Here is a 24,492-nt window from a genome sequence, read left to right as displayed (position 1 = left end):
CTGCGCTTTTACTGTATAAAAAAGGCAGAAACAAACACCAACGGGGAGGAACGCGGTGACCACCCATACCGAAGCCGAGATCGAGTCCCAGCCGTCCTGCTGGCGCCGCGCGGTGGCCGACGTGCCCGCGGGCGCGCTGCCCGAGCCCGGCGAGCGGGTGGCCGTCGTCGGCTGCGGCACGTCCTGGTTCATCGCGATGGCCTACGCCACGCTGCGCGAGCGGGCCGGGCTGGGCGAGACCGACGCGTTCGCCGCGTCCGAGGCGCCGATCGGCCGCCCCTACGACAGGGTGCTCGCGCTGACCCGGTCCGGCACCACGACCGAGGTGCTGGAGCTGCTGTCCAGGACGAGCGCACGCACGACGGCCATCACCGCCGACCCGAAGACGCCGGTCATGACGGCCGCCGACGAGGTCATCGTGCTCGACTACGCCGACGAGAGCTCCGTCGTGCAGACCCGCTTCGCCACCACCCAGCTCGCCATGCTCCGCGCCAGCCTCGGCGAGGACCTGACCGGCGCGATCGCCGACGCCGAGCGGGCCCTGGCCGAGCCGCTGCCCGCCGGGCTCGTCGAGGCCGAGCAGTTCAGCTTCCTCGGCAGCGGCTGGTCGGTCGGCCTGGCCCAGGAGGCCGCGCTGAAGATGCGCGAGGCGTCCCGGTCGTGGACGGAGGCGTACCCGGCGATGGAGTACCGGCACGGCCCGATCAGCATCGCGGGCCCCGGCCGCGTCACGTGGATGCTCGGCGACGCCCCCGAGGGCCTGCGCGAGCAGGTCGAGGCGACCGGCGGCACGTTCTTCGACAGCGGCCTCGACCCCATGGCCGAGCTGGTGCGCGCCCAGCGGGTGGCGGTCGCGCGGGCCTTCGCCCGTGGGCTGAACCCCGACGAGCCCATGCACCTCACGCGATCTGTGATCCTTTCTTCATGAGCCTTACTCTCGCCGACGCCCGGATCGTGACCCCCGAAGGGGTGCACGAAGGGTGGCTGACCATCGAAGACGGCCGCATCACCCATGTCGGCCACGGATCGGCCCCCAGCCCCGGCCTGAGCCTCGGGGGGCGGCACGTCGTCCCCGGCTTCGTCGACATCCACAACCACGGCGGCGCGGGCGGGTCGTTCCCCACCGGCGACCAGGACAAGGCGCGCGACGCCGTGGCCCTGCACCGGCGGCACGGCACGACCACGATGATGGCCAGCCTGGTCACCGACGCGCTCGACGAGCTGTCCAGGGCCGCCTCCTCGCTGGCCGAGCTGTGCGAGGAGGGGCTGCTGGCGGGCATCCACTTCGAGGGGCCGTACATCGCCAAGGCCCGCTGCGGCGCGCACAACCCCGCCCTGCTGCGCGAGCCGTCGCCGCAGGAGCTGTCGGGGCTGGTCAAGGCCGCGCGCGGGCACGCGCGCATGGTCACCCTCGCCGCCGAGCTGCCCGGCGGCCTCGACACGATCCGCACGGCCGTCGGCGAGGGCCTGATCGCGGCGCTCGGCCACAGCGACGCCGACTACGACCAGGCGATCGCCGCCATCGAGGCGGGCGCCACCGTCGCCACCCACCTGTACAACGCGATGCCGCAGCTCGGCCACCGCGCGCCCGGCCCGATCGCCGCCCTGCTGGAGGACGAGCGCGTCACGGTCGAGCTGGTCAACGACGGCGTCCACGTGCACGCGGCGATGTTGCGCCTGGCCTACGAGGTGGCCGGGCCCGGCCGGACGGTGCTGATCACCGACGCGATGGCGGCCACGGGCCTCGGCGACGGCGACTACGTGCTCGGCCCCATGCGGGTGCGCGTGACCGACGGCGTGGCCAGGCTGGTCGAGGGCGGCTCCATCGCGGGCTCCACCCTCACCATGGACGCCGCCTTCCGCCGCGGCGTGCGCGAGCTCGGCATGTCGCTGCCCGACGCGGTCCAGGTGGCCTCGCTGACCCCCGCCAGGGTGCTCGGCCTGGCCGAGGAGATCGGTTCGATCGCCGTCGGCAAGGCGGCCGACCTGGTGGTGCTCTCCGGCGAGCTGGAGGTCGACGGCGTGATGAAGAACGGCGACTGGATCACGGAGCCCTGATGATCATCACCGTGACGCTCAACGCCGCGCTCGACGTGACCTACGAGGTCCCGTCCGTCGCCTGGGACGGCGTCAACCGGGTCGGCGCCGTCCACCGGCGGGCCGGCGGCAAGGGCGTCAACGTGGCCCGCGTGCTGGCCGCCCTCGGCCAGGAGGTCCTGGTCACGGGGCTGGCGGGCGGGCCCACGGGTCGCGCGATCGAGCACGACCTGCAAGCCGCGGGGCTGCCCGCCGCGCTGACGGGCATCGCCGCCGAGTCCCGCACCACGCTGGTGGTCTCCGAGCCGGGCGGGGCCACGCTGTTCAACGAGCCCGGCCCCGAGGTGACGGCGGCCGAGCTGGCCGCGTTCGTGGAACACTACAGGTCGCTGCTGGCCGGGGCCGACGCGGTGGTGGTCTCCGGCAGCCTGCCGCGCGGCGTCCCCGCCGACTTCTACGCGACACTTGCCGCCGTCGCCGCCCGCGCGGGCGTGCCGGCCATCGTCGACGCAGACGGCGACCCGCTGCGGCACGCGCCGGAGGGCCGGCCGGCCGTCGTCAAGCCCAACGCCGAGGAGCTGGCCAGGGCGGTTCCCGGCGGCACCCCCGAGGAGGGCGCCCAGGCGCTGCGCGAGCGGGGGGCCGAGGCCGTGGTCGTCTCCATGGGCGCCGACGGGCTGCTCGCCGTGACGGGCGAGGGCACCTTCCGGGCGCGGATGCCCTACACCGTGCGGGGAAACCCGACCGGGGCCGGCGACTCGCTGGTCGCGGGGCTCGCGCTGGGCCTGGTCGAGGGCTCCCCGTGGCCCGACCGGCTGCGGCGGGCCGCGGCGCTGGGCGCGGCCGCCGTGGCCGCGCCGGTCGCCGGCGACTTCGACGGCGAGGTCTACGCCGACATACACCCCCAGATCGTCATCACGTAAGGAGCTCGTCATGGCCCTCGCCGGAATCGGCGACATCGTCCGGCAGTCCCCCGCAGGGGTGGGCGCGTTCAACGTGATCCAGTTGGAGCACGCCACCGCGATCGTGGCCGGCGCCGAGGCGCTCGGCCTGCCGGTCGTGCTGCAGATCAGCGAGAACTGCGTGCGCTACCACGGCGCGCTCGAACCCGTCGCGCTGGCCGCGCTGGCCGTCGCGCGCCGCGCGGAGGTGCCGGTTGCGGTCCACCTCGACCACGCCACCGACCGCGCGCTGGTGGAGGAGGCGGTGACGCTGGGCCTCGGCTCGGTGATGTACGACGCCTCCGCCCTGCCCGACGAGGAGAACGTGGCGGCCACGGCCGAGGTGGCGGCCTGGTGCCACGAGCGCGGCGTCTGGGTGGAGGCCGAGCTCGGCGAGGTCGGCGGCAAGGACGGCGTGCACGCGCCCGGCGCCCGCACCAAGCCCCACGAGGCGGTCGACTACGTCGCCAGGACCGGCGTCGACGCGCTCGCCGTGGCCGTCGGCACCTCGCACGCCATGACCACCAAGGACGCCGTGCTCGACCTGGAGCTCATCGCCGAGCTGCGGGCGGCGGTGCCGGTGCCGCTGGTGCTGCACGGCTCGTCCGGCGTGCCCGACGACGTGCTGCGCGAGGCGGTGGCCAACGGCATGAAGAAGATCAACATCGCCACCCACCTGAACAAGGCGTTCACCCGGGCCGTCCGCGACTACCTGGCCCACGACGAGCGGGTGGTCGACTCCCGCAAATACCTCAACGCGGGCCGCGACGCCGTGGCCCGCGAGGTGAGTCACCTGCTGGGCGTGCTCACCGGCTGAGCTCCTTGCGCATCACCACGGCCGACCGGCCGTCGAGGTCGGCCCGGCCGATCTCGGCGTAGCCGAGCGAGGTGTACAGCGCGATGTTCGAGGCCATCTTGACGTTGGTGTAGAGACGCAGGGCGGGCAGGCCGAGCCGGGCGGCCTCCCGCTCGGCGTAGGCCAGCAGGCCCCGGCCGATGCCCCTGCCGTGCAGGTCGGGCCGCACCGCCACGTTGTCCACCAGCAGCGCGCCCTCCTCGGGGATGAGCACGACCAGCCCTTCGAGACCGTCGGTGACGTGCACCCGGCCCGCGGCGATGAGGGCCGCGTAGTCGGCCTCCATGGGCAGCGGCCGGGTGCCGATGATCTCGGCCCATGGCTGGTAGGCGTCATGGACGAGTTGCTCGACGGCGGCTCTGTCGGCCTCCTGCGCCAGTCTCATGCCCCCAATGATCGCAGCACCCTGTCGACCTGACGATCGAAGGTGCCGGGCGGATTGCGCGGGCTGTCGTGCGAGAGCAGGAACAGCCAGACCAGGCTCTGCAGCCTGCGGCAGTCGCGCAGCCGGCGCGCCTGCGGGCCGCTCAGCTCGAACCGGTCGGCGATCTCCACCTCGCCGTCCACCCACATCGAGACGTGCTCGGACAGCTCGGCCAGCTCGAAGGCCAGGTCGCTGCGCCCGGAGTCCTCGAAGTCGACGATGCGCACGCGGACGCCGTCCCACAGGAAGTTCGCCAGGTTGCCGTCGCCCGCCCCGAACGCCGGACGTACGCCCGACTCCCCCGGACGCCAGCCCGCCAGCCAGCGCAGGCCCTCCTCGGCCGCGCGGTCGGCCTCCGGACCGCGGGGCCGCCAGGCGGCCAGCCATTCCATGACCTGGCCGGTGACCGCCTCGACCTGCCACGGGCGTACCGGGACGGCCGCCAGCACGCCGGGCGGGACGGCCTCGTACAGCCGCGTGAGCGCCTCGGCCATGGCGGTCAGCGGCGCCTCCCCGGCCGCCAGGCCGCGCAGGGGCACGCCGTCGATCCTGGTCATCCGGACGACGCCGTCCTCGAAGGCGATCGGCCGCGGGGTCAGGCCCGGCGCGTGCTCGGCCAGCAGGGTGAGCGCCCGCCACTCGCGCTCGGCCGCGCCCTCCTTGCCGTCGACGTAGCGCTTGGTGACGACGTCGCCGTCGATGTCGAGGACGTGGGTGTGCACGAGATCGGCCATGCTAAGGCAGGATACGCCCGCCTGCCCTACGAGCCCGTCACCACGGGATGGATCGGCCGTCGCGGAAGAAGCCACCGGTCGGCCCGTCGTCGGGCAGGTCCGCGGCCCACAACACGCTCCGCGCGCCCTCGGCGACCGGCCGCCCGCCGGGGCCGCCCATGTCGGTCGCCACCCACCCCGGGCAGACGGCGTTGACCAGGATGCCGTCCCCGCGCAGCTCGGCCGCGAGCATCCTGGTCAGCGCGTTCAGTGCCGTCTTCGACACCGTGTACGCGGGCGTGCCACCGCCCATCGAGGCCAGCGAGCCGATCTCGCTGGAGACGTTGACGATCCGGCCGTGCGCGCTGCCGCGCAACAGCGGCAGCAGCGCGAGCGTGACCCGCCAGGCGCCCAGCAGGTTCGTCTCCAGCGCCTCCGACACCACGCCCAGGTCCGCGTCGCAGGCCCGCTGCCAGGTGTCGTAGTGGATGGCGGCGTTGTTGACCAGCACGTCGACCCGCCCGTGGGTCTTCTCCAGCTCCCGCGCCAGATCGGCCGCCGATCGCTCGTCGGCGACGTCGAGCCGCCGCGCCAGCACCTCGCCGCCGATCCCCGCCGCCGCCTCGACGGCCTTGCGCTCGTCCCTGGCGGTCAGCACCACCGTGTCGCCCGCCGCCGCCAGCTGCCTGGCCACCTCCAGCCCGATCCCCCGGTTGGCCCCCGTGACCACGCACACCCGGTCCATCTCACGTCCCCCTCAACGTCGCGCGCCTGCGGCGCAGGAACTCCCGCTCGACCTCGTTGCCCGCACGGGCGATGGCCTCGCCGTACGCCCGCGCCGCCTCCTCGTCGCGCCCCAGCCGCCGCAGCAGGTCGGCCCGTACGGCGTGGAACAGGTAATAGCCTGTCACCTCCAGCCCCTCCACCAGCGCCAGCCCAGCCTCGGCGCCGTCCGCCTCGGCCACCGCCACCGCGCGGTGCAACGCCACGACCGGCCCCGGCGTGAACGCCAGCAGCAGGTCGTAGAGCTCGACGATCTGCCGCCAGTCGGTCTCCCCCGCGCTCGCCGCGTCGCCGTGCACGGCGTTGATCGCGGCCTGCACCTGGTAGGGCCCCGGCCGTCCCCACCGCAGGCAGCGCCGTACGATCGCCTGCCCCTCCTCGACCAGCGCGCGGTCCCACAGGGCGCGGTCCTGCTCGGGCAGCGGCACCAGCTCGCCGCCGCCCGCGGTGCGCGCCGCCCGGCGCGACTGGACCAGCAGCATCAGCGCCAGCAGGCCCCACACCTCGGGCTCGTCCGGCATCAGCTCGGCGAGCAGGCGGCCGAGCCGGACGGCCTCCGCGCACAGGTCCTCGCGCACCAGCCGCTCGCCCGAACTGGCCGTGTAACCCTCGTTGAAGATCAGATAGATCACCGCCAGCACCGCGCGCAGCCGGTCCGGCAGGTCCGCCGCCGCCGGCACCCGGTACGGGATCCCCGCCTGCCGGATCCTGCTCTTGGCCCTGACCAGCCGCTGGGCCATGGTCGCCTCCGGCACCAGGAACGCGTGCGCGATCTCGGCCGTGGTCAGCCCGCCGAGCAGCCGCAACGTGAGCGCCACCCGCGCGTGCGGGGCGAGCGCCGGATGGCAGCAGGTGAAGATCAGGCGCAGCCGCTCGTCCCGCACGGGCCCCTCCTCGACGGGCTCGTCCCTGGCGTGCAGCAGCGCCGCCTGCACGTACTTGTCGTGGCGGCCCGACTCCCTGCGCAGCCGGTCGATGGCCCGGTTCCTGGCGGTCGTGATGATCCAGCCGGCCGGGCTCGGCGGCGGGCCGGCCTGCCGCCACTGCCGCAGCGCGATCGCGAACGCCTCCTGCACGGCCTCCTCGGCGACGTCGATGTCACCGAACACGCGGACGAGCACCGCCACCGCCCGGCCGTACTCCTCCCGGAAGGCCTGTTCGACCTGATCGGACATCCTGCAACCACCTCGCCGACACGCGCGTCACCTTGCGCGTCCTACACGAACGGCGGTGTCCCGATTCGACACGGCGAGCCGGCGGGGACCCCGGAAAGCAGTCGGCTCCGGCGGGCCGGTGAGGCCCCCGGAAAGCAGTCGGCTCCCGGAGGTCGCAACCCCCGGGAGCCGTCGTAGACGTCGGTCAGTCGCCGCCTCAGCGCTGGATCGGCGCGACCACGACCTCGACCCGCTGGAACTCCTTGATGTCGGAGTAGCCGGTGGAGGCCATCGTGCGCTTGAGCGCGCCCATCAGGTTCATCGAGCCGTCGGCCACGCTGGAGGGGCCGTGCAGGATCTGCTCCAGCGTCCCGACCGTGCCGAACTCCACGCGACGGCCGCGCGGCAGGTCGGGGTGGTGGGCCTCGGAGCCCCAGTGGAAGCCGTGGCCGGGGGCCTCGGACGCCCTGGCCAGCGGCGAGCCCACCATGACGGCGTCGGCCCCGCACGCGATGGCCTTGGCGATGTCGCCCGAGGTGCCCATGCCGCCGTCGGCGATCACGTGCACGTACCGGCCGCCGGACTCGTCCATGTAGTCGCGGCGCGCCGCGGCCACGTCGGAGATCGCGGTGGCCATCGGCACGGCCACGCCCAGCACGTTGCGGGTGGTGTGCGAGGCGCCGCCGCCGAAGCCGACCAGCACGCCCGCCGCGCCCGTGCGCATCAGGTGCAGCGCCGCGGTGTAGGTGGCGCAGCCGCCGACGATGACCGGCACGTCGAGCTCGTAGATGAACTGCTTGAGGTTGAGCGGCTCGGCGCGGCCCGAGACGTGCTCGGCCGAGACGGTGGTGCCGCGGATGACGAAGATGTCCACGCCGGCGTCGATCACGGCCTTGTGGTACTGGACCGTGCGCTGCGGCGACAGCCGGACGGCCGTCGTCACCCCGGACGCCCGGATCTCCTCGATCCGGCGCCCGATCAGCTCCTCCTTGATCGGCGCGTCGTAGATCTCCTGGAGCCGCCGGGTCGCGGCCGCGGCGTCGAGGGCGGCGCACTCCTCCAGCAGCGGGGACGGGTCTTCGTAGCGCGTCCAGAGCCCTTCGAGGTCGAGGGGGGCCAGGCCGCCGAGCCGGCCGATCTCGATCGCGGTGGCGGGCGAGACCACGCTGTCCATGGGGGCGACGACGACGGGCAGCTCGAACCGGTAGGCGTCGATCTGCCAGGCGATCGACACCTCTTCCGGGTCACGGGTGCGTCGCGAGGGCACGAGCCCGATCTCGTCGAGCGCGTACGCCCTCCGCCCGGTCTTGCCCCGGCCGATCTCCACCTGCTGAGTCATGAACTTACCTTCTGTGATAGTTCGGAGCTTCCACGGTCATCTGGATGTCGTGGGGGTGGCTCTCCTTGAGGCCCGCTGCCGTGATCGGCATGAGCTCGCAGTCGGTGTGCATCTGCTCGATCGTGCGGCAGCCGGCGTACCACATGCCCTGGCGCAGACCGCCGATGAGCTGGTGGGCGACGGCCGCGACCGGCCCGCGGTAGGGCACCTGCCCCTCGATGCCCTCGGGGATGTACTTGTCGTCGCCGCCGACGTCGGCCTGCGCGTAGCGGTCCTTGCTGAAGGAGGTGCCGCCGCGCTCGCGGTTGCGCACCGCGCCGAGCGACCCCATGCCCCGGTACGACTTGAACTGCTTGCCGTTGATGAAGATCAGCTCGCCCGGCGACTCCTCGCAGCCGGCGAGCAGCGAGCCCAGCATGACCGTGTCGGCCCCGGCCGCGATGGCCTTGACGATGTCGCCGGAGTATTGGAGGCCGCCGTCGCCGATCACCGGCACCCCGGCCGGCGCGCACGCCTTGGACGCCTCGTGGATGGCCGTGACCTGCGGCGCGCCCACGCCGGCCACCACGCGGGTGGTGCAGATGGAGCCGGGGCCGACGCCGACCTTGACCGCGTCGGCGCCCGCGTCGACCAGCATCTGGGCGCCCGCCCTGGTCGCGATGTTGCCGCCGATGACCTGGACCTTGCTGTTGGCCTTGAGCTTGGCGATCATGTCGGCCAGGCCCTTGGAGTGACCGTGGGCCACGTCGACGACGACGACGTCAACCCCGGCCTCGATCAGCGCCTTGGCCCGCAGCTCGGCGTCGCCGCCGACGCCCACGGCCGCGCCGACCAGCAGGCGGCCGTCGGCGTCCTTGGTGGACAGCGGGTACTGCTCGCTCTTGGTGAAGTCCTTCACCGTGATCAGGCCGCGCAGCCTGCCGTCGGGGTCGACGAGGGGCAGCTTCTCGATCTTGTTCTGCCGCAGCAGCGCGAACGCGTCGTCGCGCGAGACCCCCACCGGCGCGGTGACCAGCGGCATCTTGGTCATGACCTCACGCACCGGACGGGTCTGGTCGGTCTCGAAGCGCATGTCGCGGTTGGTCACGATGCCGACCAGCGTGCCCGCCACGTCCGTCACCGGCACGCCGGAGATCCGGTACGTCGCGCACAGCCGCTCGACGTCGGCCAGCGTGTCGTCGGGGCTGCAAGTCACCGGGTTGGTCACCATGCCGGCCTCGGACCGCTTGACCAGGTCGACCTGCTGGGCCTGCTCCTCGACCGACAGGTTGCGGTGGAGGATGCCGATGCCGCCCTGGCGCGCCATGGCGACCGCCATGCGGGCCTCGGTGACGGTGTCCATGGCCGCGGAGACGAGCGGGATGGACAGCGTGATGTCCCGTGACAGACGGGATCTGGTGTCGGCCTCACCTGGTTGGAGATCGGAGTAGCCGGGCACCAGCAGCACGTCGTCGAAGGTCAAACCCATCTCGGTGAACTTGGACATGCCTCGGCCCCCTCCTGACCTCTGCGCTGATTGACCTAAGTCTAGGGCCTGCCTCCAAAACGCAACGAAGCCGGGAGCACGACGGCCCCACGCCCCGTCGTGCGCCCGGCCTCGCCGTCCGGAACGCGCAAAGTGCAGGGGGATGGGACGGTCGGTGATCCGTCCCATCCCCCGGCCACCGGCACCCAGGCCTGGCGGCGTGTTCACGCCACCGAACCCCCCTCCGCGTCCTGATGGCGGCTGCCGCAAGGCCCCGCTTCAGGGTGCCGACGCTAGGTAAAGCCTGCGTCACTCAACGGCACGACGCAATGTGAAAACGTGCAATTGCACGAAGTTGCACGTTCCGCCGACGATTCCGCGGCAAGCCCCGGACACGCGGGCGGTACGGGGTTATCCTCGCGGCACGCCCGTGTCCCCCCGACGGAGCCGCCCATAATGCGTAATCAGCCCAGGCGCGTCGCAGAGCCCTTCGAGACGCTGGGCCTCGACCCGGCGCAGACCGCCCTTTACACGGCGCTGCTACGCCTGCACAGGGCCACGCGCACCGACCTCGCCCAGGCCATGGACGGCCCCGTCGAGAAGGTCGGCCGCCAGCTCGACGACCTGGTCAGGCTGGGGGTGGTCGACGAGCAGTCCGGCGAGTACCTGGCCAGGCACCCGGCGGCGGCGCTCGGCCGGGTCATCGCCGAGCGGCTCGACCGGCTGGCCGAGGAGAGCCGCAGGATCGACTCCGCGCTCGGCTCCATCCGCGGCCTGATCCACGACTACGACGCCGGCCGCGATTATCAGAGCGGCACATTCCCGGTGGAGATGGTGAACGGCGCGGACGTCCTCTACGAGAGCGTCGTCGGCATAGCTGTGCAATCGCCGCCCATGGAGTTGTTGACCGCAATCCCGGACGAGCGCACAATGGCAGATTTTGTTCGTAAATTTGCGGACCCATGGATTGATGCGCAAAAACGGCAACTTCTTACCGTTCAGGCGATCATTCCGGTCTCCACGCTGAGCCTGCCGGGCGTACGCGATCAGCTCACCCGGCTCCTCGACACCGGCGGCAAGGTGCGCACGCTCGACCGGGTGCCGAGCTGGTTCATGACGGCCGGGCCCGAGGTCGCCGGCCTGCCCGCGCTGTGGGGCGGCAACCTGCCCGACCACGCCTACAACTTCTACCTGGTGCGCACGCCGATCGTCGTCGGCATGCTGCGCTCGCTGTTCCAGGAGCTCTGGGGACGGGCCGTGCCGCTGCCCTGGGGACGCAGGGGCGACGGGATGGTCCAGGTGCTCCGCCTGGCCGCGCAGGGCGTGTGCGACGACTCCATCGCCCGCCAGCTCGGCGTCTCGGTCCGTACGGTGCGGGCGAGGTTCGCCGACGCCATGGCCGAGCTGGGCGCGCAGTCGCGCTTCCACGCCGGCGTGGAGGCCGCCAGACGGGGATGGCTCAGCTAATACTCTCCGCCGGGGCCGCTTCGGTCATATGGTGGGAAGGTGCTGGAAGACGTCCCCCGCGACCCGTTCGCGGACGACCCGAACGACCCGTCCTCGGCGATGGGCGCTCTCGACGACGCCGAGCCACTCACCGCGGCCGAGCGCGACGAGGCCATCACCGACCTGGCAGACGTCGAGGTCTTTCGCTCCCTGCTCGAACCGCAGGGGGTGCTGGGCCTCGTGCTCGACTGCCCCGAGTGCGGCGAGCAGCACTTCTTCGACTGGGAGCTGCTGCGCGGCAACCTTCGCCAGATGATCGAGAAAGGCCAGCCCCAGGTGCACGAGCCGGCCTTCCACCCCGACCCCGCCGACTACGTCAGCTGGGAGTACGCCCGAGGCTACGTCGACGGCGTCATCGACACGGAGGAGCGCCGCTGATCGACTTCCTCCGAGACATCGTCCAGTAGCGCGCCCAGCAACCGCACCGCAGGGTCGGACGAGTCCCGCGCCCGGCCCCGCGCGACCGCGTCGAGCAGCTCGTCGGTCTTGAGCAGGTCGTCGGCCTCGAGAAGCGCATGGAGCTCGTCCTCCGGCGTCAAGCCGACTCCAGCTCGGCCATCTGCCGCAACCTGGCCAGCGCCCGATGCTGGGCTACGCGGACCGCACCTGGTGACATGCCGAGTACATTACCGGTCTCCTCGGCGGACAGCCCCGACACCACCCGCAACAGCAGCAACTCCCGCTGGTTGTCGGGCAGCCTGGCCAGCAGCCTGCGCGCGTGCTCGACCTCGATGTAGCGGACCACCGTCTCCTCGGGCCCCGGGCCGTCGTCGGGCCCGTCGGGCAGATCCTGGGTGGGCACGGCCGAGCGCACCGAACTGCGCAGCGCGTCGGCCACCTTGTGCGAGGCGATCCCGAACACGAAGGACGCGAAAGGCCGTCCCATGTCCCGGTATCGCGGCAGCGCGGACAACACCGCGATGCACACCTCCTGGGCTACGTCATCGGCAATGTGATATTGCCCTGAAACCCTGCCCAGCCTGGCGCGGCAATACCGCACCACCATGGGACGCAACTCCCCGAGCAGGGATTCGATCGCACTGCGATCTCCCTGCACGGCGAGGCTCGTCAGTTCCCTAAGGTCGGAGTCATCCGTCCGTGCCGGAAGTCTCGACGCGAGCCTTACCCCAATTTTGGCGTCGGCGACGCTTCCCTCGCTCACGATAGGCATGATGCCCGCACTGATCGGGCCTGTCCCCATGGCGAACGGCTACGGATTGGTCACATTGAAGCGACGATAACTAGCAGTAATCAGCCGACCACACTAAGCCTGATGAGCTGACATAATGTTTCACTCCATAAGCCGAAATGCACGACAATTGCCAGACCCCGACGCTTAACCAGCACTGCCGGTTTACTCCAATAATCCACCTCTTCCCCCAATTTCCCCCGCCCCCACCCCCTTCCGCCCCGTAAGCCCCAGCCGCATTTCCCCACCACGCGAAACCCACCAGCCCCCTCCCCGCACCCGCCCCCGGGCCGCCCCCGGGCCCGCCGCACGGCGACGACCGACGCCGCCAAGGCCAGGAGGCAGACCACGACAAGCCGACGCACCACACCGGCCGGCCCGAAACGGACCACAGAAGGCCGACTCCCCCACCGAAGGCGCCGTGAAGGCCACCGGTCCGCCCAAGGGGGTGTTCAAGGGGTGTCCCAACGCGGTGATCACTTACCGGCGGCGGCCGGCGAAGCGAGCCGAGCGGGCTTCCGTAGTCCGAGTTGCAGGGACTGCGGAAGCCCATGACCGGACGCCGCCAGATCCCGACGTGGGTGACCTGAAGCCGGTCGAGGTCGGGACGGTTCGGTAGTCTCGTCCGATGGCGAAGATCTTGGTCACGGGGATGTCGGGAACCGGCAAGTCCACGGCGTTGGAGATGCTGGCGGCCCGGGGCCATCGCGCCGTCGATACCGATACCGACCAGTGGAGCCACTGGGTGACCTTGTCGGACGGATCCACTGATTGGGTGTGGCGTGAGCCGGCCATCAGCGACCTACTCACCAACCACGGTGAGGGCGCGCTCTTCGTGGCCGGCTGCAAGTCCAATCAGGGCCGGTTCTACCCGCAGTTCGACCACGTCGTCCTGCTCAGCGCGCCCGCTGAGGTCATGCTTGCTCGCATCGCGACGCGCACCAACAACCCCTTCGGCAAGCGCCCTGAGGAACGTGAAGCCGTCCTGCGTGACCTGGCCCACGTGGAGCCGCTGCTTAGGGCCACCTCCACGCTCGAGATCGACGCTTCTGCGCCGATCGACAGGGTCGTCCAGCAGCTTGAGCAACTCGCGCAAACGACGCCGTGACCGAAGGTTGCGGAGACAGGCGCACTCCCGGCCTCCCCGCTTCGGGGTTCAGGCGCAGGCCGCCAGGAGCTTCGTGAGGCGTTCAGCCGGGTGTCCCAGTCCATCGTCCTGCGAGGTCGGACGGGTTACTCTGCGGCGACGGCACCGGGGCCCTCGCGGGTGTGGACCGAGTCGGTGCCCTCGGGGGAAGTACTACGCAGCAGGCCGTTGGTGTCCTCGTTGGAGCTTCACTGCCAGGGGCTGGCCGAGTCGCAGAAGAGCGGGACAGCGGCGGTAGGGCGAAGACGCCGTGGGAGCCCAGTTCTGATCCCTGGTCTCAGGCAAGAGATCGCAGCAGCCGTGGCAGGGACGTGACGGTCTGACTGAAAGCCGACGGCCCGCGCCGGAGGGAACCGGGACGGGCCGTGGGAAGCCGACGGCCCGCGCCGGAGGGAACCGGGCGGGCCGTACGGGCGCGGGGGAAACAGCCGGGTCAGTGGCCGTGACCGTGGCCGTGGCCCTGGCCGGCGGCCGGAGCCTCCTCCTCGGGCTTGTCCACCACGAGCGCCTCGGTCGTCAGGAGCATGCCCGCGATCGAAGCCGCGTTCTGCACCGCGGACCGGGTCACCTTGACGGGGTCGATGACACCCTGGGCGATCAGGTCGACGTACTCGCCGGTGGCGGCGTTGAGGCCCTGGCCGGCGGGCAGCTCGGCGACCTTGTGGGTCACCACGTAGCCCTCCAGGCCGGCGTTCTCGGCGATCCAGCGGGCCGGCTCGACCAGCGCGCGGCGCACGACGCCGACACCGGTGGCCTCGTCGCCGGTCAGGCCGAGGTCGTCGAGCTCCTTACCCACGTGGATGAGGGCCGAGCCACCGCCGGAGACGATGCCCTCCTCGATCGCGGCGCGGGTCGCGGAGATCGCGTCCTCGAGGCGGTGCTTCTTCTCCTTCAGCTCCACCTCGGTGGCGGCGCCGACGCGCAGCACGCACACACCGCCGGCGAGCTTGGCCAGACGCTCCTGCAGCTTCTCGCGGTCCCAGTCGGAGTCGGACTGCTCGATGGCAATCTTGATCTCCTTGACGCGGTCCTCGATCGCCTGCTGGTCGCCGGCGCCGTCGACGATGGTCGTGGCGTCCTTGGTGACGACGACGCGGCGGGCCGTGCCGAGCACCTCGAGGCCGACGTGCTCCAGCTTGAGGCCGACCTCTTCGCTGACGACCTGGCCGCCGGTGAGGATGGCCATGTCCTGGAGCATCGCCTTGCGGCGGTCACCGAAGCCCGGGGCCTTGACGGCCACGGAGGTGAAGGTACCGCGGATCTTGTTGGTGACCAGGACGGCCAGGGCCTCGCCCTCGACGTCCTCGGCGACCACGAGCAGCGGCTTCTTGGTCTGGGCGACCTTCTCCAGCAGCGGCAGGAAGTCGGCGATGGAGGAGATCTTGCCCTGGGTGAGCAGGATGTACGCGTCCTCCAGGACGGACTCCATGCGCTCGGGGTCGGTCACCATGTAGGCCGACAGGTAGCCCTTGTCGAACTGCATGCCCTCGGTGAACTCGAGCTCCATGCCCATGGCGTTGGACTCTTCGACGGTGAGGACACCGTCCTTGCCCACCTTGTCGAACGCCTCGGCGATCAGCTCGCCGATCTTGGCGTCCTGGGCGGAGATGGTGGCGACGTTGGCGATCTCCTTCTTGTCGCCCACCTCGCGCGCGCTGGCCAGCAGCCGGTCGCTGATCTCCTTGGCGGCCTTGTCGATGCCACGCTTGAGCGACAGCGGCGAGGCGCCGGCGGCCACGTTGCGCAGGCCCTCGCGGACCATGGCCTGGGCCAGCACGGTGGCGGTGGTGGTGCCGTCGCCCGCGATGTCGTTGGTCTTGGTGGCAACTTCCTTGGCGAGCTGGGCGCCGAGGTTCTCGTAGCGCTCCTCCAGCTCGATCTCACGAGCGATGGTCACACCGTCGTTCGTGATCGTCGGCGCACCGAACTTCTTGTCGATGACGACGTTACGGCCACGCGGGCCGAGGGTTACCTTCACGGCGTCCGCGAGGGCGTTGACACCGCGCTCAAGCGCGCGACGGGCGTCCTCGTCGAACTGCAGGATCTTCGCCATGCTGAAAGTCCTCTCCTGGCGTCGAAAGCCCCGGGCCCTCAAGAGCGCCCGGGGCTCGACACAACCGGCTTACTTCTCGATGATCGCGAGAACGTCGCGGGCGGAGAGCACGAGGTACTCCTCGCCGCCGTACTTGACCTCGGTGCCGCCGTACTTGCTGTAGAGGACGACGTCGCCCTCGGAGACGTCGAGCGGAATACGCTTGTCGCCGTCCTCATCCCAGTTGCCGGGGCCCACCGCGAGGACCTTGCCCTCCTGCGGCTTCTCCTTGGCGGTGTCCGGGATGACCAGACCGGAAGCGGTGGTCTGCTCTGCCTCAAGCGGCTGAACCACGATGCGGTCGCCGAGCGGCTTAACGGGAACCTTGGTGGCGGTCGTCACGATCGGACCTCCCCTTCAGATTTGAATGATCTAGAAGAGGCGACCAGCGGGGCCTGCCGTCGCGGGTGTCAGACCTGCCTCGTCGCACGTTGGCACTCTCAAGGTGAGAGTGCCAACAGGAAACATATGCAAGAGGGCCTTGACAGTCAACACGAACGCGTCTGCTCAGAGCGATCAGACGTAGGAACCCTCGGTCAGATCGGCGACGACGCCGGGCCGGGAGGGGTTCCAGCCGAGTTCGGCGCGCGTGCGTGTCGCGCTGATGCGCTGGCCGAGCGCCAGGGCCTCGGCGAAGCCCGCCCCCAGCACCTGGGCCGCCTCGGCCTGCGGCCAGGGCTCTGCCTGCGGCTTGACGCCGGCGGACCGGGCCGCCGCCTCGGCCACCTCGGCGACCGGCACGGCCTCCTCGCTGATGCCGTGGTAGACGCGGGCGCCGCCCCTCTCCAGGACAGCCACGACGAGCTCGGCCAGGTCGTCGACGTGCACGAACGTCCAGGTGTGCGGCTCGCCGCCGGCGGTGACGTAGACCCCGGCGCCGCGCTCGGCGGCCTGCGCGCGCATCATGGCGGGGATGCCGCCGCCGCGCCCGTGGACGACGCCGGGCCGGATCACCGAGCCGCCGCCGTCGATGACCAGCTGCTCGATCTCGTGCCGGTACGCCACGAGCTGAATCGGGTCGGCCGGGCTGTCCTCGTGCCCGTCGACGGTGGCGCCCAGCACCCACACACCGCTGGTGAAGACCACCTTCCGGCCCGACGCGGCGAGCACGCCGATCGCGGCCAGGTCGGCCTCCTTGTCGCCGCCGAGCTGGGCGGCGACCACGATGGCGTCGATGTCCGGGGTGATCGCGGCGGCCAGCCCCGCGACGTCGGCCAGGTCTCCGTGACGCTCGTCCGCCACGCCCGGCACCCGCCGGGAGCCGTCGGCGGCGGGCCGCACCAGAACGGCCACCTCGTGCCCCTGCTCGGCCAGCCGCTCGACCACCGCGCCGCCGATGTACCCCGTCGCGCCCAGCACCAGCACCTTCATGATGAACCTACCTCGAAAATTTCTACGTTGAACATTTCGACGTGGACAGTACCGCACGACGCCGAACATTTCAACGTCGAAGCTTTGGTAGGGTGAGCCCTGTGGATGACGCGGTGGACGTGATTCTCGGACAGTGGGCGCGGACACGGCCCGACGTCGACGTGTCCCCGATGGGCGTGATCGGCCGGATCTCACGCGCCTCGCGCCTGCTGGAGCGCGGCGTGAAGGACTTCCTGGCCGAGCACGGGCTGGAGGCGTGGGAGTTCGACATGCTGGCCACGCTGCTGCGCAGCGGCGCCGACGCCACGATGTGCATGAAGGACCTGTCCAGCTCGGCCATGGTCAGCCCCGGCGCGCTCACCAACCGGATGGACCACCTGGTCCGGCGCGGCCTGGTCCACCGCTGGCCGGCGCCGCACAACCGGCGCATGACGCTGGTCGCCCTCACCGACGAGGGCAGGCGGGTCGCCGACGAGATGCTCGTCCTGCACGCCGCCAACGAGGAGCGGCTGCTCGCCGGGCTGTCCGAGGGCGAGCGCGAGGCCCTGGCCGGGCTGCTGCGCAGCCTGCTGGTCTCCCTGGGCGACACCTCCCTGTGAGCGATCCCGAGTTGTGAGCGGAGTGCGTACATGGATCTCGACGCCTTCGGCGAGCTGCTGACCCCGCGCGGGCAGCGGGCGCTCGCCGAGGCCGCGGAGCTGGCCGGGACCGATCCGGTCGCGGCGGCGACCAGGCTGCGCCGCACCTACGACGCGGCGCTCACCTCCGCCGCGCTGACGCAGGCGGCGCTGCGCGAGCGCGCCGCGGCGAAGTTCGGCGCGGACGCCGCGGTCATGTACTTCACCCCGCACGGCCTGGAGCAGTCCACCCGCCGGGAGGTCGCCGACCACCGCGCCCGGCGCATGGGCGCCGGACGGGTGATCGACGCCTGCTGCGGGGTCGGCGGCGACCTCCTGGCGCTCGCCCGCGCCGGCTGCGAGGTCGACGCCGTCGACCTCGACCCGCTGACCGTCGCCGTGGCGAGCGCCAACGCCGACGCGCTCGGGCTGGCCGGCCGGGTGCGGGTGCGCGTGGGCGACGCGGCGCAGGTCCGGCCCGAGGAGTACGACGTGCTGTTCGCCGACCCGGCCCGGCGCAGCGGCAAGGGCCGGACGTTCGACCCCATGGCCTACTCGCCGCCCTGGCCGGTCGTGCTCGACCTGGTCGCACGGGCGCCGCGGGCCTGCCTCAAGGTCGCCCCCGGCATCCCGTACGAGTTCATCCCCGAGGGCGCGGAGGCCGAATGGGTCTCCTACAAGGGCGAGGTCAAGGAGGCCACCCTCTGGACCGGCCCCCAGGTCGGCTCGGCCCGGCGCGCCACCCTGCTGCCCGGCGGGCACACGCTGACCGCCACCGGCGTCCAGGCCGCCGTCGGCCCGATGGGCCGCTACGTCTACGAGCCCGACGGCGCCGCGATCCGGGCCCACCTCGTCGGCGAGGTGGCCGAGCTGATCGGCGGACGCCTGCCCGACCCCATGATCGCCTACATCACCGCCGACGAGCCCAGCCACACCCCCTGGGCCTCCGGGTACGAGGTGGACGAGGTCATGCCGTTCTCGCTGAAAAAACTCCGCGCGGCTCTCCGCGAACGGCGGATCGGAAATGTCACCATCAAGAAACGCGCGTCGGCGATCGACATCGAACGCCTGCGCGCCGATCTCCGCCTTTCCGGCGAGAACTCGGTCGTCATTATCCTGACCCGCATTCTCGATAAGCCTTCAGTTATCATCTGCAACCCCCTTCCACCTGCCTGAACACTCCAAAGCGGTCATTCTTCCGCTAAATACGATCTTTCACTTCGACGCCGCCTGACCTTGATCGAAAGGCTAAGGTGGACGGGCGGGAGTTCTCCCCCTTATGCGGTAACCCGCGTACTCGCCCTTTCATCTGCAAACCGGACCTATCCCACCGCTGCGCGGCAGACCGTCGGCGAGCGAAGGAGCCTTTCGGTGGACCATTCCAACCACACCACCCTTCTTCAGGCAGGCGGCCAGTCCGCCATCTCCGAGAGGATGCGAGACCTCCTCGCGCGCGCCGCCCAGGACCATGTCTACGAGCAGCGCACCCAGGGAGCCGTGCTCGACGAGATCCGCCAGCGTCTTGAAGGCATGGAGTGGCTGCTGCGCGAGGTGCGCGAACGCGAGCTCGGCGGCCTGAGCGGCACCCTTGAGGCGGTGAGCGGGCGGCTCGACGACATCACCGCCAAGCCGCCGATGTGGGCGGAGGGCCTGGCCCAGCACGTCGAGGCCGTGCGCGACCACGTCGACGCCGTCGGGGAGAAGATCGGCCACGTCGACGCCCGGGTCGCGCCGGTGGCCGAGCTGCCGAGCCTGTGGGCGGACCTGGGCACCGTGGGCGAGGCCGTCGACGAGGCGCTCAAACGCCTGCAGTCGGTGCTCGACACCACCGACGGCATCACCCAGAACATGTCCGGCTTCGCCGCCAAGCTGACGCAGCTCAACTCCAGCATGGAGGCCGCGGCCAGCCGCTTCACCCGGCTCGACAAGTCGGTGGCCGACCTGTCGGGCCGCGCCGAACGGGTCGAGAGCGTGGTCGGCGAGCTGGCCGAGAGCGTCGCGGCCACGTCGCAGCAGGTCGCCGTCAAGATCGACGCGGCTGAGCAGCGCCTGACCGGCCGCCTCGACGACACCGACCTGCACATCGCCGCCCGCCTCGACGAGGCCGACAAACGCCTGGCCGGCCGCCTCGACGAGACCGACGAGCGGCTGACCCAGCGCCTGAACGAGCGGCTCGACCGCGCCGACGAGCGCCTGGCCGCCAAGCTCGACGAGGGCGACCAGCGGCTCACGGTCCGGCTGGCCGACGTCGAGCAGCGGCTCACGGCCCGCCTCGACGAGGCCGACCAGCACCTCGCCGTCCAGCTCGGGGAGAGCGAGCTGCGGCTCAGCGGGCGGCTCGACGGCGTCGACTCCCGGCTCGACCGGGTCGAGGGCCGGCTCATGGGGCTCGACACCCGGCTCACCGGGTTCGACGGCCGGCTGGAGTCGGCCGACGAGTGCCTGGCCGACATCGACACCAGGCTCGACGGCGTCGACGGCCGCATCAGCGGCGTCGACAAGCGCCTCACCTCGGTCGACGGCCAGCTCGGCGGCCTCGGCAAGCGCATGGGCGCCATCGACGGCCACCTCGTCCGCCACGACGACCGCTTCGACGCCCTCGACGGCCGCCTGAGCGCGCTCGACGACCGCGCCTCGGCCACCGACCAGCGCCTGGCCGAGACCGCCGTGCGCAGCGAGGGCCGCTTCAACAAGCTCGACAACCAGATGGAGTCGATCGACGAGCGACTGGTCGAGGCGGAGGAGCACCTGATCACCCGGTTCGACACCCTCGACGGCCAGTTCAGCGGGCTCGACAGCCGCTTCAACGGCCTCGACACCCACCTCAACGGCCTGGCCGCCCGCGCCGATCAGGCCGGCGAGCACCTGGAGTCGGTCGACGACCGCATCGAGGCCATGAACCAGCACGTCAGCCAGCTCCCGGCCGCCCTGGCCATCCCCGAGCGGGTCGGCGAGCTCATCGAGTCGCAGGCCGGCGCGCAGGCCGACCGCCTGTCGGCCGCCGCCGACGCGCTGACCGAGCTGGTGCGCTCCCGGCCCGACCGCGACGAGCTGAGCGAGACGGTCAGCGGCATCGTGCAGCCGGCCACCGACGACCTCACCAAGCGGCTGGCCGCGCTGGAGGAGACCATGCTGGCGCTGGCCGAGGCCCTGCTCCGGCCCACCAGGACCAAAGACTGACCCGCCCGGCGGTGGGGCACCTCCCGCGCCTCACCGCCGGCCTCCGGCCCCGCCAGGGCTCAGACGTGGACCGTCGTGATCGGCAGCGACGAGTCCGCCGGGATCTCCAGGGTCGAGGGGGTGACCCCCGCCGCCACCAGGTCGGACCCCAGGGCGGCGACCATGGCCCCGTTGTCGGTGCACAGCCCCGGCCGGGGCACCCGCAGCCGCACGCCCGCCGCGTCGCAGCGCTCCTGGGCCAGCGCCCGCAGCCGCGAGTTGGCCGCCACGCCGCCGCCGATCAGCAGGTCGTGCACGTCGTACTTCTTGCACGCCTGCAACGCCTTGCGGGTCAGCACGTCGACCACGGCCTCCTGGAAGGAGGCGGCCACGTCGGGCACGTGGATCGACTGCCCGGACGCCTCACGCGCCTCGACCCAGCGGGCGACGGCCGTCTTGAGCCCGGAGAAGGAGAAGTCGAGCGTGCCGTCGTCGATCTTGCCCCGGGGGAAGGTGACGGCCGTGCCGGAGCCCTCGCGGGCGGCCCGGTCGATGTGCGGGCCGCCGGGGAAGGGCAGCCCGAGCACCCGGGCCACCTTGTCGAACGCCTCGCCGGCCGCGTCGTCGACGGTCGAGCCGAGCGAGATGACGTCTTCGGCCACGTCGGGCACCAGCAGCAGCGAGGAGTGGCCGCCGGAGACCAGCATGGCGATGCACGGCTTGGGCAGCGGCCCGTGTTCGAGCTGGTCGACGGCCACATGGGCGGCCAGGTGGTTGACGCCGTAGAGCGGCACGCCGAGGCCCAGCGCGTACGACTTGGCGGCGGCCACGCCCACCAGCAGCGCCCCGGCCAGGCCGGGCCCGGCGGTGACGGCGATGGCGTCGATGTCGGAGAACTTGAGCCCCGCCTCGGCCAGCGCCGCCTCGACCGTGGGCGTCATGGCCTCCAGGTGGGCGCGGGAGGCGACCTCGGGCACCACGCCGCCGTATCGGGCGTGCTCGTCCATGCTGGAGGCGATGGTGTTGGCGAGGAGCGTGTGGCCTCTGACGATGCCGATGCCGGTCTCGTCGCACGACGTCTCGATGCCCAGGACCAGGGGTGCGTCAGCCATCCAGCTTCCTTCTCATCATGATCGCGTCGGTGCCGTCGTCGTAGTAGCGGCGGCGGATGCCGATCTCCTCGAACTCGAAATGCCGGTAGACCGCCTGGGCGCGCGGGTTGTCGGCGCGTACCTCCAGGAAGATCTCGCGCGCGCCCCTGCGCCGCGCCTCGGCCAGCAGCTCGGTCAGCATCGCGCTGCCGATGCCGGTGCCCTGGTGCTTCTCCAGCACGGCGATGGTCTGCACGTCGGCCTGGTCGGACGCGACCGCGATGCCGCTGTAGCCGACGATCTCGTCGTCGGCCAGGGCCACCACGTAGTGGCGCGAACGCGGCATGTCGGCCAGCTCGCCGCGCATCATGCCCTCGCTCCACGCGTCGAGCGGGAACGTGGCCTGCTCGATCGCCATGACCGCGGGCAGGTCGGCCTGGGTCATCGGCCGCAGTCTCACGCCGTCACCCTCTTGGGCGCGCCCGGCACCACGGCGTCGGGCCGGCGCAGGTAGATGGGCCGCGGCGGGTCGAGCGGGACGCCCGCGGCCAGCCGCTCGGCGGCCAGCGCGGCCAGCGCGCCCGCGTAGGGGTAGGGCGGGGCGTCGTGGCGGCCCAGGACGTCGGGGTAGAGGCCGGCGCCGGCGCCCACGACCGGCAGGCCCTCGACGGGCACGTCGGCGGGCCGGTCGACGAACGGGCCGTCGGCACGGGTGCGCATGTCCTGGTAGCGCGCCCAGAACACCTCCTTGCGCCGGGCGTCGGTGGCGACCAGGAACGGCTCGCCGAGCCCGCTGCCGTAGGCGACCGCGTCGAGGGTGCAGATGCCGTACGCGGGCACGGCGAGCGTCGTCGCGAGCCCCTGGGCGGTCATCAGCCCGACGCGCAGGCCCGTGTAGGGCCCGGGGCCGCTGCCCGCGACGACGGCCGTCACGTCGCGCAGGGCGGCGCCCGACTCGGTCAGCACGCGTTCGATGGTGGGGACGAGCAGCTCGCCGTGGCGGCGGGCGTCGATCGTCGTGGACTCGGCGAGCACCCGCTCACCGTCGTGGAGGGCGGCGGTGACGGCGGGCGTCGCGGTATCAAGGGCCAGGACCAGCACGACTGTTTAGCCTACCCGCCGGACGGGTCACACCCAGCCGGTACGTCGTTTCAGCCACTCCAGCGCGACCACTCCCTGCGCCCGCTGGAACGCCCTGAGCGTGGGCAGCCCGGGCGGATCGGGCAGCCGGCCGTTCCGGACGAAGTAGCCGGTCTGGGCCGCGACGACCGCGGTGACCGCCGGGTCGGGATCGTCGAACAGCTCGTGGGGCGCGGGCCCGCCCTGCATGCCGACCGACGGCAGCATGGCCACCTGGTCGTACCAGGGCGCGGCCAGGCAGGCCCACGGCCAGTCCACCACGTAGACGCGGTCGGGCGTGAGCAGGATGTTGTCGGCCCGCAGGTCGGCGTGGACGAGGGTGTCGCCGGCCGCCGCGATCTCCCAGCCGGACTCCAGCTCGGCCAGCTCGGGCAGGTGGCGCAGCGCCCACGGGTCGAGCCCCGCGGTGTCCTCGCCGAGCAGCCTGCGCCACCCCTGGAAGGAGTCGCCCAAGACCTCGCCGATCGTGCGGGCCTCGATCGGCGCCGGGGTGAGCGCGGCGGACATCTCCTTCAGGGCCGTGACGACCCGGTCGAGCTCGTCGCGCCGCCACGGCATCTCGGGGTGCGCGGCCTCGACGTCCTCGAAGACCAGGGCGACCCAGCCCTCCAGCTCGAACGCCGTCAGCAGCTTCGGCGCGGGGACCGACTCGGGGAGCGCGGCGGCGTTCCTGAGCTCGGAGCGGTAGATGCGCACGCTGTCGGGGTTGGGCTCGGGGCCGACGGCCTTGACGAACGCGCGCCGGCCGTCGTCGGTCCGCAGGCGCACCGCGGCCGCCGGGGAGAAGCCGCCCTCCTGGGTGACGGCCTCCACGACGCGGCCGCCGAGGAAGCCCTCGACCGCCTCGCGCACCAGCGGGTGGACCTCCAGCCAGGGCACGCGGGCGCCGGACGCCGGCGGGTTGAGGTCAGTGCTCATCGTTCCATGATCAGGCTCGGGACGCGTAGACGATGATGTTGTCGACATATTCGCCTCTGGCGTAGTCGAACTTACCGCCGCAGGTGACGAGTTTGAGCCCGTCGTCGACGTACACCCGCCGGGCGGGGAAGTGGTCCTTGGAGACCTGCTCGATGGCGTCCACCTTGAAGCTGACGACCTTGCCGTCGCTGCGCTCCACCTTGACGGTCTCGCCCTTGCGTAACTGCCTGAGCTTGTAGAACACGGCCGGGGCGGTCTTGGTGTCGACGTGGCCGATGATCACCGAGGCGCCCTTCTCGCCGGGCACCGCGCTGCCGCTGTACCAGCCGGCCACCTTCGGCTTCTCGTACGGCGGCAGCTCGACCTCGCCGTCCTTGCTCAGCCCGAGCTTCATCAGCGGGGCCTCAAGGTCGAGCGACGGGATGTCGATGCTCTTGGGCACCACGCTCGCCGCCGGGGTGGAGGAGTTCTGCATGCTCTTGCCGAAGGCGACCAGCAGCAGGCCCGTGACGGCGCCCGCGAGCACCACCCGTCCTGGACGTGCCATCGA

Annotated in this window: 26 protein-coding genes; 10 read left to right on the top strand and 16 right to left on the bottom strand. The window is 71.8% G+C overall.

Going from position 1 to position 24,492, the window contains the following annotated elements:
* Positions 1-55: 55 nt before the first annotated feature.
* Genes AB0C33_RS00425 through AB0C33_RS00410 form a run of 4 tightly spaced genes read left to right on the top strand, consistent with a single transcriptional unit; the run spans position 56 to position 3,795 of the window.
* Positions 56-928, top strand: coding sequence for a sugar isomerase (locus AB0C33_RS00425; RefSeq protein WP_358282197.1), 873 nt, complete (start codon positions 56-58; stop codon positions 926-928).
* Positions 925-2,058 carry an N-acetylglucosamine-6-phosphate deacetylase gene (gene nagA / locus AB0C33_RS00420; RefSeq protein ID WP_358282195.1) on the top strand — a complete coding sequence of 378 codons (1,134 nt, stop codon included), beginning with the start codon at positions 925-927 and terminating at the stop codon, positions 2,056-2,058. Before AB0C33_RS00425 ends, nagA begins: the two co-directional genes overlap by 4 nt.
* Positions 2,058-2,960: a 1-phosphofructokinase family hexose kinase gene (locus AB0C33_RS00415; protein ID WP_358282194.1), complete on the top strand. Its 903-nt coding sequence runs from the start codon at positions 2,058-2,060 to the stop codon at positions 2,958-2,960. The genes nagA and AB0C33_RS00415 overlap by 1 nt, the downstream gene beginning before the upstream one ends.
* 10 nt (positions 2,961-2,970) lie before the next feature.
* Complete coding sequence (locus AB0C33_RS00410; protein WP_358282192.1) at positions 2,971-3,795, top strand: class II fructose-bisphosphate aldolase; 825 nt, start codon at positions 2,971-2,973, stop codon at positions 3,793-3,795.
* On the opposite strand, the gene AB0C33_RS00405 is transcribed toward AB0C33_RS00410, so the two are convergent.
* From AB0C33_RS00405 to guaB, 6 genes are all read right to left on the bottom strand, one after another.
* Positions 3,785-4,219, bottom strand: coding sequence for a GNAT family N-acetyltransferase (locus AB0C33_RS00405; RefSeq protein ID WP_358282190.1), 435 nt, complete (start codon positions 4,217-4,219; stop codon positions 3,785-3,787). The two genes, AB0C33_RS00410 and AB0C33_RS00405, sit on opposite strands and share 11 nt — an antisense overlap.
* Positions 4,216-4,992 (bottom strand): aminoglycoside phosphotransferase family protein, encoded by a 777-nt coding sequence (locus AB0C33_RS00400; protein ID WP_358282188.1) that lies wholly within the window; start codon positions 4,990-4,992, stop codon positions 4,216-4,218. The genes AB0C33_RS00405 and AB0C33_RS00400 overlap by 4 nt, the downstream gene beginning before the upstream one ends.
* A gap of 37 nt (positions 4,993-5,029) precedes the next feature.
* Complete coding sequence (locus AB0C33_RS00395; protein ID WP_358282186.1) at positions 5,030-5,716, bottom strand: SDR family oxidoreductase; 687 nt, start codon at positions 5,714-5,716, stop codon at positions 5,030-5,032.
* A 1-nt stretch (position 5,717) separates the two neighbouring features.
* Positions 5,718-6,929 (bottom strand): RNA polymerase sigma factor, encoded by a 1,212-nt coding sequence (locus AB0C33_RS00390; RefSeq protein ID WP_358282184.1) that lies wholly within the window; start codon positions 6,927-6,929, stop codon positions 5,718-5,720.
* A gap of 196 nt (positions 6,930-7,125) precedes the next feature.
* Complete coding sequence (locus AB0C33_RS00385) at positions 7,126-8,247, bottom strand: GuaB3 family IMP dehydrogenase-related protein (RefSeq protein WP_352362831.1); 1,122 nt, start codon at positions 8,245-8,247, stop codon at positions 7,126-7,128.
* Positions 8,248-8,251: 4 nt separating this feature from the next.
* Entirely contained in the window at positions 8,252-9,733 is a 1,482-nt protein-coding gene (gene guaB / locus AB0C33_RS00380) for an IMP dehydrogenase (protein ID WP_358282182.1), read from the bottom strand.
* A gap of 435 nt (positions 9,734-10,168) precedes the next feature.
* Here guaB and AB0C33_RS00375 point away from each other — a divergent pair, with 435 nt between their 5' ends.
* Both AB0C33_RS00375 and AB0C33_RS00370 read left to right on the top strand, forming a co-directional pair.
* Positions 10,169-11,179, top strand: a complete 1,011-nt coding sequence (locus AB0C33_RS00375; protein WP_358282180.1) for a LuxR C-terminal-related transcriptional regulator — start codon at positions 10,169-10,171, stop codon at positions 11,177-11,179.
* A 39-nt stretch (positions 11,180-11,218) separates the two neighbouring features.
* Complete coding sequence (locus AB0C33_RS00370) at positions 11,219-11,596, top strand: DUF5319 domain-containing protein (protein WP_090930411.1); 378 nt, start codon at positions 11,219-11,221, stop codon at positions 11,594-11,596.
* On the opposite strand, the gene AB0C33_RS00365 is transcribed toward AB0C33_RS00370, so the two are convergent.
* Positions 11,557-11,757: a hypothetical protein gene (locus AB0C33_RS00365; protein ID WP_358282178.1), complete on the bottom strand. Its 201-nt coding sequence runs from the start codon at positions 11,755-11,757 to the stop codon at positions 11,557-11,559. The two genes, AB0C33_RS00370 and AB0C33_RS00365, sit on opposite strands and share 40 nt — an antisense overlap.
* Positions 11,754-12,389 carry a sigma-70 family RNA polymerase sigma factor gene (locus AB0C33_RS00360; RefSeq protein ID WP_090930520.1) on the bottom strand — a complete coding sequence of 212 codons (636 nt, stop codon included), beginning with the start codon at positions 12,387-12,389 and terminating at the stop codon, positions 11,754-11,756. The genes AB0C33_RS00365 and AB0C33_RS00360 overlap by 4 nt, the downstream gene beginning before the upstream one ends.
* Positions 12,390-13,035: 646 nt before the next feature.
* On the opposite strand from AB0C33_RS00360, the gene AB0C33_RS00355 reads away from it, so the two are divergent.
* Positions 13,036-13,515 carry an AAA family ATPase gene (locus AB0C33_RS00355; protein ID WP_358282176.1) on the top strand — a complete coding sequence of 160 codons (480 nt, stop codon included), beginning with the start codon at positions 13,036-13,038 and terminating at the stop codon, positions 13,513-13,515.
* 472 nt (positions 13,516-13,987) lie between these two features.
* Here AB0C33_RS00355 and groL read toward each other — a convergent pair whose 3' ends face one another.
* From groL to AB0C33_RS00340, 3 genes are all read right to left on the bottom strand, one after another.
* Positions 13,988-15,607, bottom strand: a complete 1,620-nt coding sequence (gene groL / locus AB0C33_RS00350; RefSeq protein WP_352318685.1) for a chaperonin GroEL — start codon at positions 15,605-15,607, stop codon at positions 13,988-13,990.
* Positions 15,608-15,676: 69 nt separating this feature from the next.
* Complete coding sequence (gene groES, locus AB0C33_RS00345) at positions 15,677-15,991, bottom strand: co-chaperone GroES (RefSeq protein ID WP_226899011.1); 315 nt, start codon at positions 15,989-15,991, stop codon at positions 15,677-15,679.
* A 171-nt stretch (positions 15,992-16,162) separates the two neighbouring features.
* Complete coding sequence (locus AB0C33_RS00340; RefSeq protein ID WP_358282174.1) at positions 16,163-17,017, bottom strand: NAD-dependent epimerase/dehydratase family protein; 855 nt, start codon at positions 17,015-17,017, stop codon at positions 16,163-16,165.
* Positions 17,018-17,118: 101 nt separating this feature from the next.
* Here AB0C33_RS00340 and AB0C33_RS00335 point away from each other — a divergent pair, with 101 nt between their 5' ends.
* The 3 genes from AB0C33_RS00335 (at position 17,119) to AB0C33_RS00325 (ending at position 20,814) form a co-directional block, all read left to right on the top strand.
* On the top strand, positions 17,119-17,616 hold the full coding sequence (locus tag AB0C33_RS00335; protein ID WP_358282172.1) for a MarR family transcriptional regulator: 498 nt from the start codon (positions 17,119-17,121) through the stop codon (positions 17,614-17,616).
* Positions 17,617-17,646: 30 nt separating this feature from the next.
* Positions 17,647-18,810: a class I SAM-dependent methyltransferase gene (locus tag AB0C33_RS00330; protein WP_358282170.1), complete on the top strand. Its 1,164-nt coding sequence runs from the start codon at positions 17,647-17,649 to the stop codon at positions 18,808-18,810.
* A 258-nt stretch (positions 18,811-19,068) separates the two neighbouring features.
* A complete protein-coding gene (locus AB0C33_RS00325) occupies positions 19,069-20,814 on the top strand; it encodes a hypothetical protein (RefSeq protein ID WP_358282168.1) in 1,746 nt (581 codons plus the stop codon).
* Between the two features lie 59 nt (positions 20,815-20,873).
* On the opposite strand, the gene tsaD is transcribed toward AB0C33_RS00325, so the two are convergent.
* The 5 genes from tsaD to AB0C33_RS00300 are packed head-to-tail and all read right to left on the bottom strand — an operon-like array spanning position 20,874 to position 24,489.
* Complete coding sequence (tsaD, locus tag AB0C33_RS00320; protein ID WP_352318676.1) at positions 20,874-21,905, bottom strand: tRNA (adenosine(37)-N6)-threonylcarbamoyltransferase complex transferase subunit TsaD; 1,032 nt, start codon at positions 21,903-21,905, stop codon at positions 20,874-20,876.
* Positions 21,898-22,329 (bottom strand): ribosomal protein S18-alanine N-acetyltransferase, encoded by a 432-nt coding sequence (rimI, locus tag AB0C33_RS00315; RefSeq protein WP_358283889.1) that lies wholly within the window; start codon positions 22,327-22,329, stop codon positions 21,898-21,900. Before rimI ends, tsaD begins: the two co-directional genes overlap by 8 nt.
* An 11-nt stretch (positions 22,330-22,340) precedes the next feature.
* Positions 22,341-22,985 carry a tRNA (adenosine(37)-N6)-threonylcarbamoyltransferase complex dimerization subunit type 1 TsaB gene (gene tsaB / locus AB0C33_RS00310; RefSeq protein ID WP_358282165.1) on the bottom strand — a complete coding sequence of 215 codons (645 nt, stop codon included), beginning with the start codon at positions 22,983-22,985 and terminating at the stop codon, positions 22,341-22,343.
* A 27-nt stretch (positions 22,986-23,012) separates the two neighbouring features.
* On the bottom strand, positions 23,013-23,942 hold the full coding sequence (locus tag AB0C33_RS00305) for an aminoglycoside phosphotransferase family protein (RefSeq protein WP_358282163.1): 930 nt from the start codon (positions 23,940-23,942) through the stop codon (positions 23,013-23,015).
* 10 nt (positions 23,943-23,952) lie between these two features.
* Positions 23,953-24,489, bottom strand: coding sequence for a class F sortase (locus AB0C33_RS00300; RefSeq protein WP_358282161.1), 537 nt, complete (start codon positions 24,487-24,489; stop codon positions 23,953-23,955).
* Between the last annotated feature and the right edge of the window lie 3 nt (positions 24,490-24,492).

Origin of the sequence: Nonomuraea sp. NPDC048881, assembly GCF_040649795.1 — a bacterium.
In the GTDB taxonomy this organism is placed as follows: domain Bacteria; phylum Actinomycetota; class Actinomycetes; order Streptosporangiales; family Streptosporangiaceae; genus Nonomuraea.
This window is presented reverse-complemented; position numbering and strand designations above follow the sequence as displayed.

Excerpts from the sequence above, each read along its gene's own strand:
- nagA (WP_358282195.1), top strand. The coding sequence starts at position 925 with ATGAGCCTTACTCTCGCCGACGCCCGGATCGTGACCCCCGAAGGGGTG.
- AB0C33_RS00415 (WP_358282194.1), top strand. The coding sequence starts at position 2,058 with ATGATCATCACCGTGACGCTCAACGCCGCGCTCGACGTGACCTACGAG.
- AB0C33_RS00410 (WP_358282192.1), top strand. The coding sequence starts at position 2,971 with ATGGCCCTCGCCGGAATCGGCGACATCGTCCGGCAGTCCCCCGCAGGG.
- AB0C33_RS00405 (WP_358282190.1), bottom strand. The coding sequence starts at position 4,219 with ATGAGACTGGCGCAGGAGGCCGACAGAGCCGCCGTCGAGCAACTCGTC.
- AB0C33_RS00400 (WP_358282188.1), bottom strand. The coding sequence starts at position 4,992 with ATGGCCGATCTCGTGCACACCCACGTCCTCGACATCGACGGCGACGTC.
- AB0C33_RS00395 (WP_358282186.1), bottom strand. The coding sequence starts at position 5,716 with ATGGACCGGGTGTGCGTGGTCACGGGGGCCAACCGGGGGATCGGGCTG.
- AB0C33_RS00390 (WP_358282184.1), bottom strand. The coding sequence starts at position 6,929 with ATGTCCGATCAGGTCGAACAGGCCTTCCGGGAGGAGTACGGCCGGGCG.
- AB0C33_RS00385 (WP_352362831.1), bottom strand. The coding sequence starts at position 8,247 with ATGACTCAGCAGGTGGAGATCGGCCGGGGCAAGACCGGGCGGAGGGCG.
- guaB (WP_358282182.1), bottom strand. The coding sequence starts at position 9,733 with ATGTCCAAGTTCACCGAGATGGGTTTGACCTTCGACGACGTGCTGCTG.
- AB0C33_RS00375 (WP_358282180.1), top strand. The coding sequence starts at position 10,169 with ATGCGTAATCAGCCCAGGCGCGTCGCAGAGCCCTTCGAGACGCTGGGC.
- AB0C33_RS00360 (WP_090930520.1), bottom strand. The coding sequence starts at position 12,389 with ATGCCTATCGTGAGCGAGGGAAGCGTCGCCGACGCCAAAATTGGGGTA.
- AB0C33_RS00355 (WP_358282176.1), top strand. The coding sequence starts at position 13,036 with ATGGCGAAGATCTTGGTCACGGGGATGTCGGGAACCGGCAAGTCCACG.
- groL (WP_352318685.1), bottom strand. The coding sequence starts at position 15,607 with ATGGCGAAGATCCTGCAGTTCGACGAGGACGCCCGTCGCGCGCTTGAG.
- AB0C33_RS00340 (WP_358282174.1), bottom strand. The coding sequence starts at position 17,017 with ATGAAGGTGCTGGTGCTGGGCGCGACGGGGTACATCGGCGGCGCGGTG.
- AB0C33_RS00330 (WP_358282170.1), top strand. The coding sequence starts at position 17,647 with ATGGATCTCGACGCCTTCGGCGAGCTGCTGACCCCGCGCGGGCAGCGG.
- AB0C33_RS00325 (WP_358282168.1), top strand. The coding sequence starts at position 19,069 with ATGCGAGACCTCCTCGCGCGCGCCGCCCAGGACCATGTCTACGAGCAG.
- tsaD (WP_352318676.1), bottom strand. The coding sequence starts at position 21,905 with ATGGCTGACGCACCCCTGGTCCTGGGCATCGAGACGTCGTGCGACGAG.
- rimI (WP_358283889.1), bottom strand. The coding sequence starts at position 22,329 with ATGACCCAGGCCGACCTGCCCGCGGTCATGGCGATCGAGCAGGCCACG.
- AB0C33_RS00305 (WP_358282163.1), bottom strand. The coding sequence starts at position 23,942 with ATGAGCACTGACCTCAACCCGCCGGCGTCCGGCGCCCGCGTGCCCTGG.
- AB0C33_RS00300 (WP_358282161.1), bottom strand. The coding sequence starts at position 24,489 with ATGGCACGTCCAGGACGGGTGGTGCTCGCGGGCGCCGTCACGGGCCTG.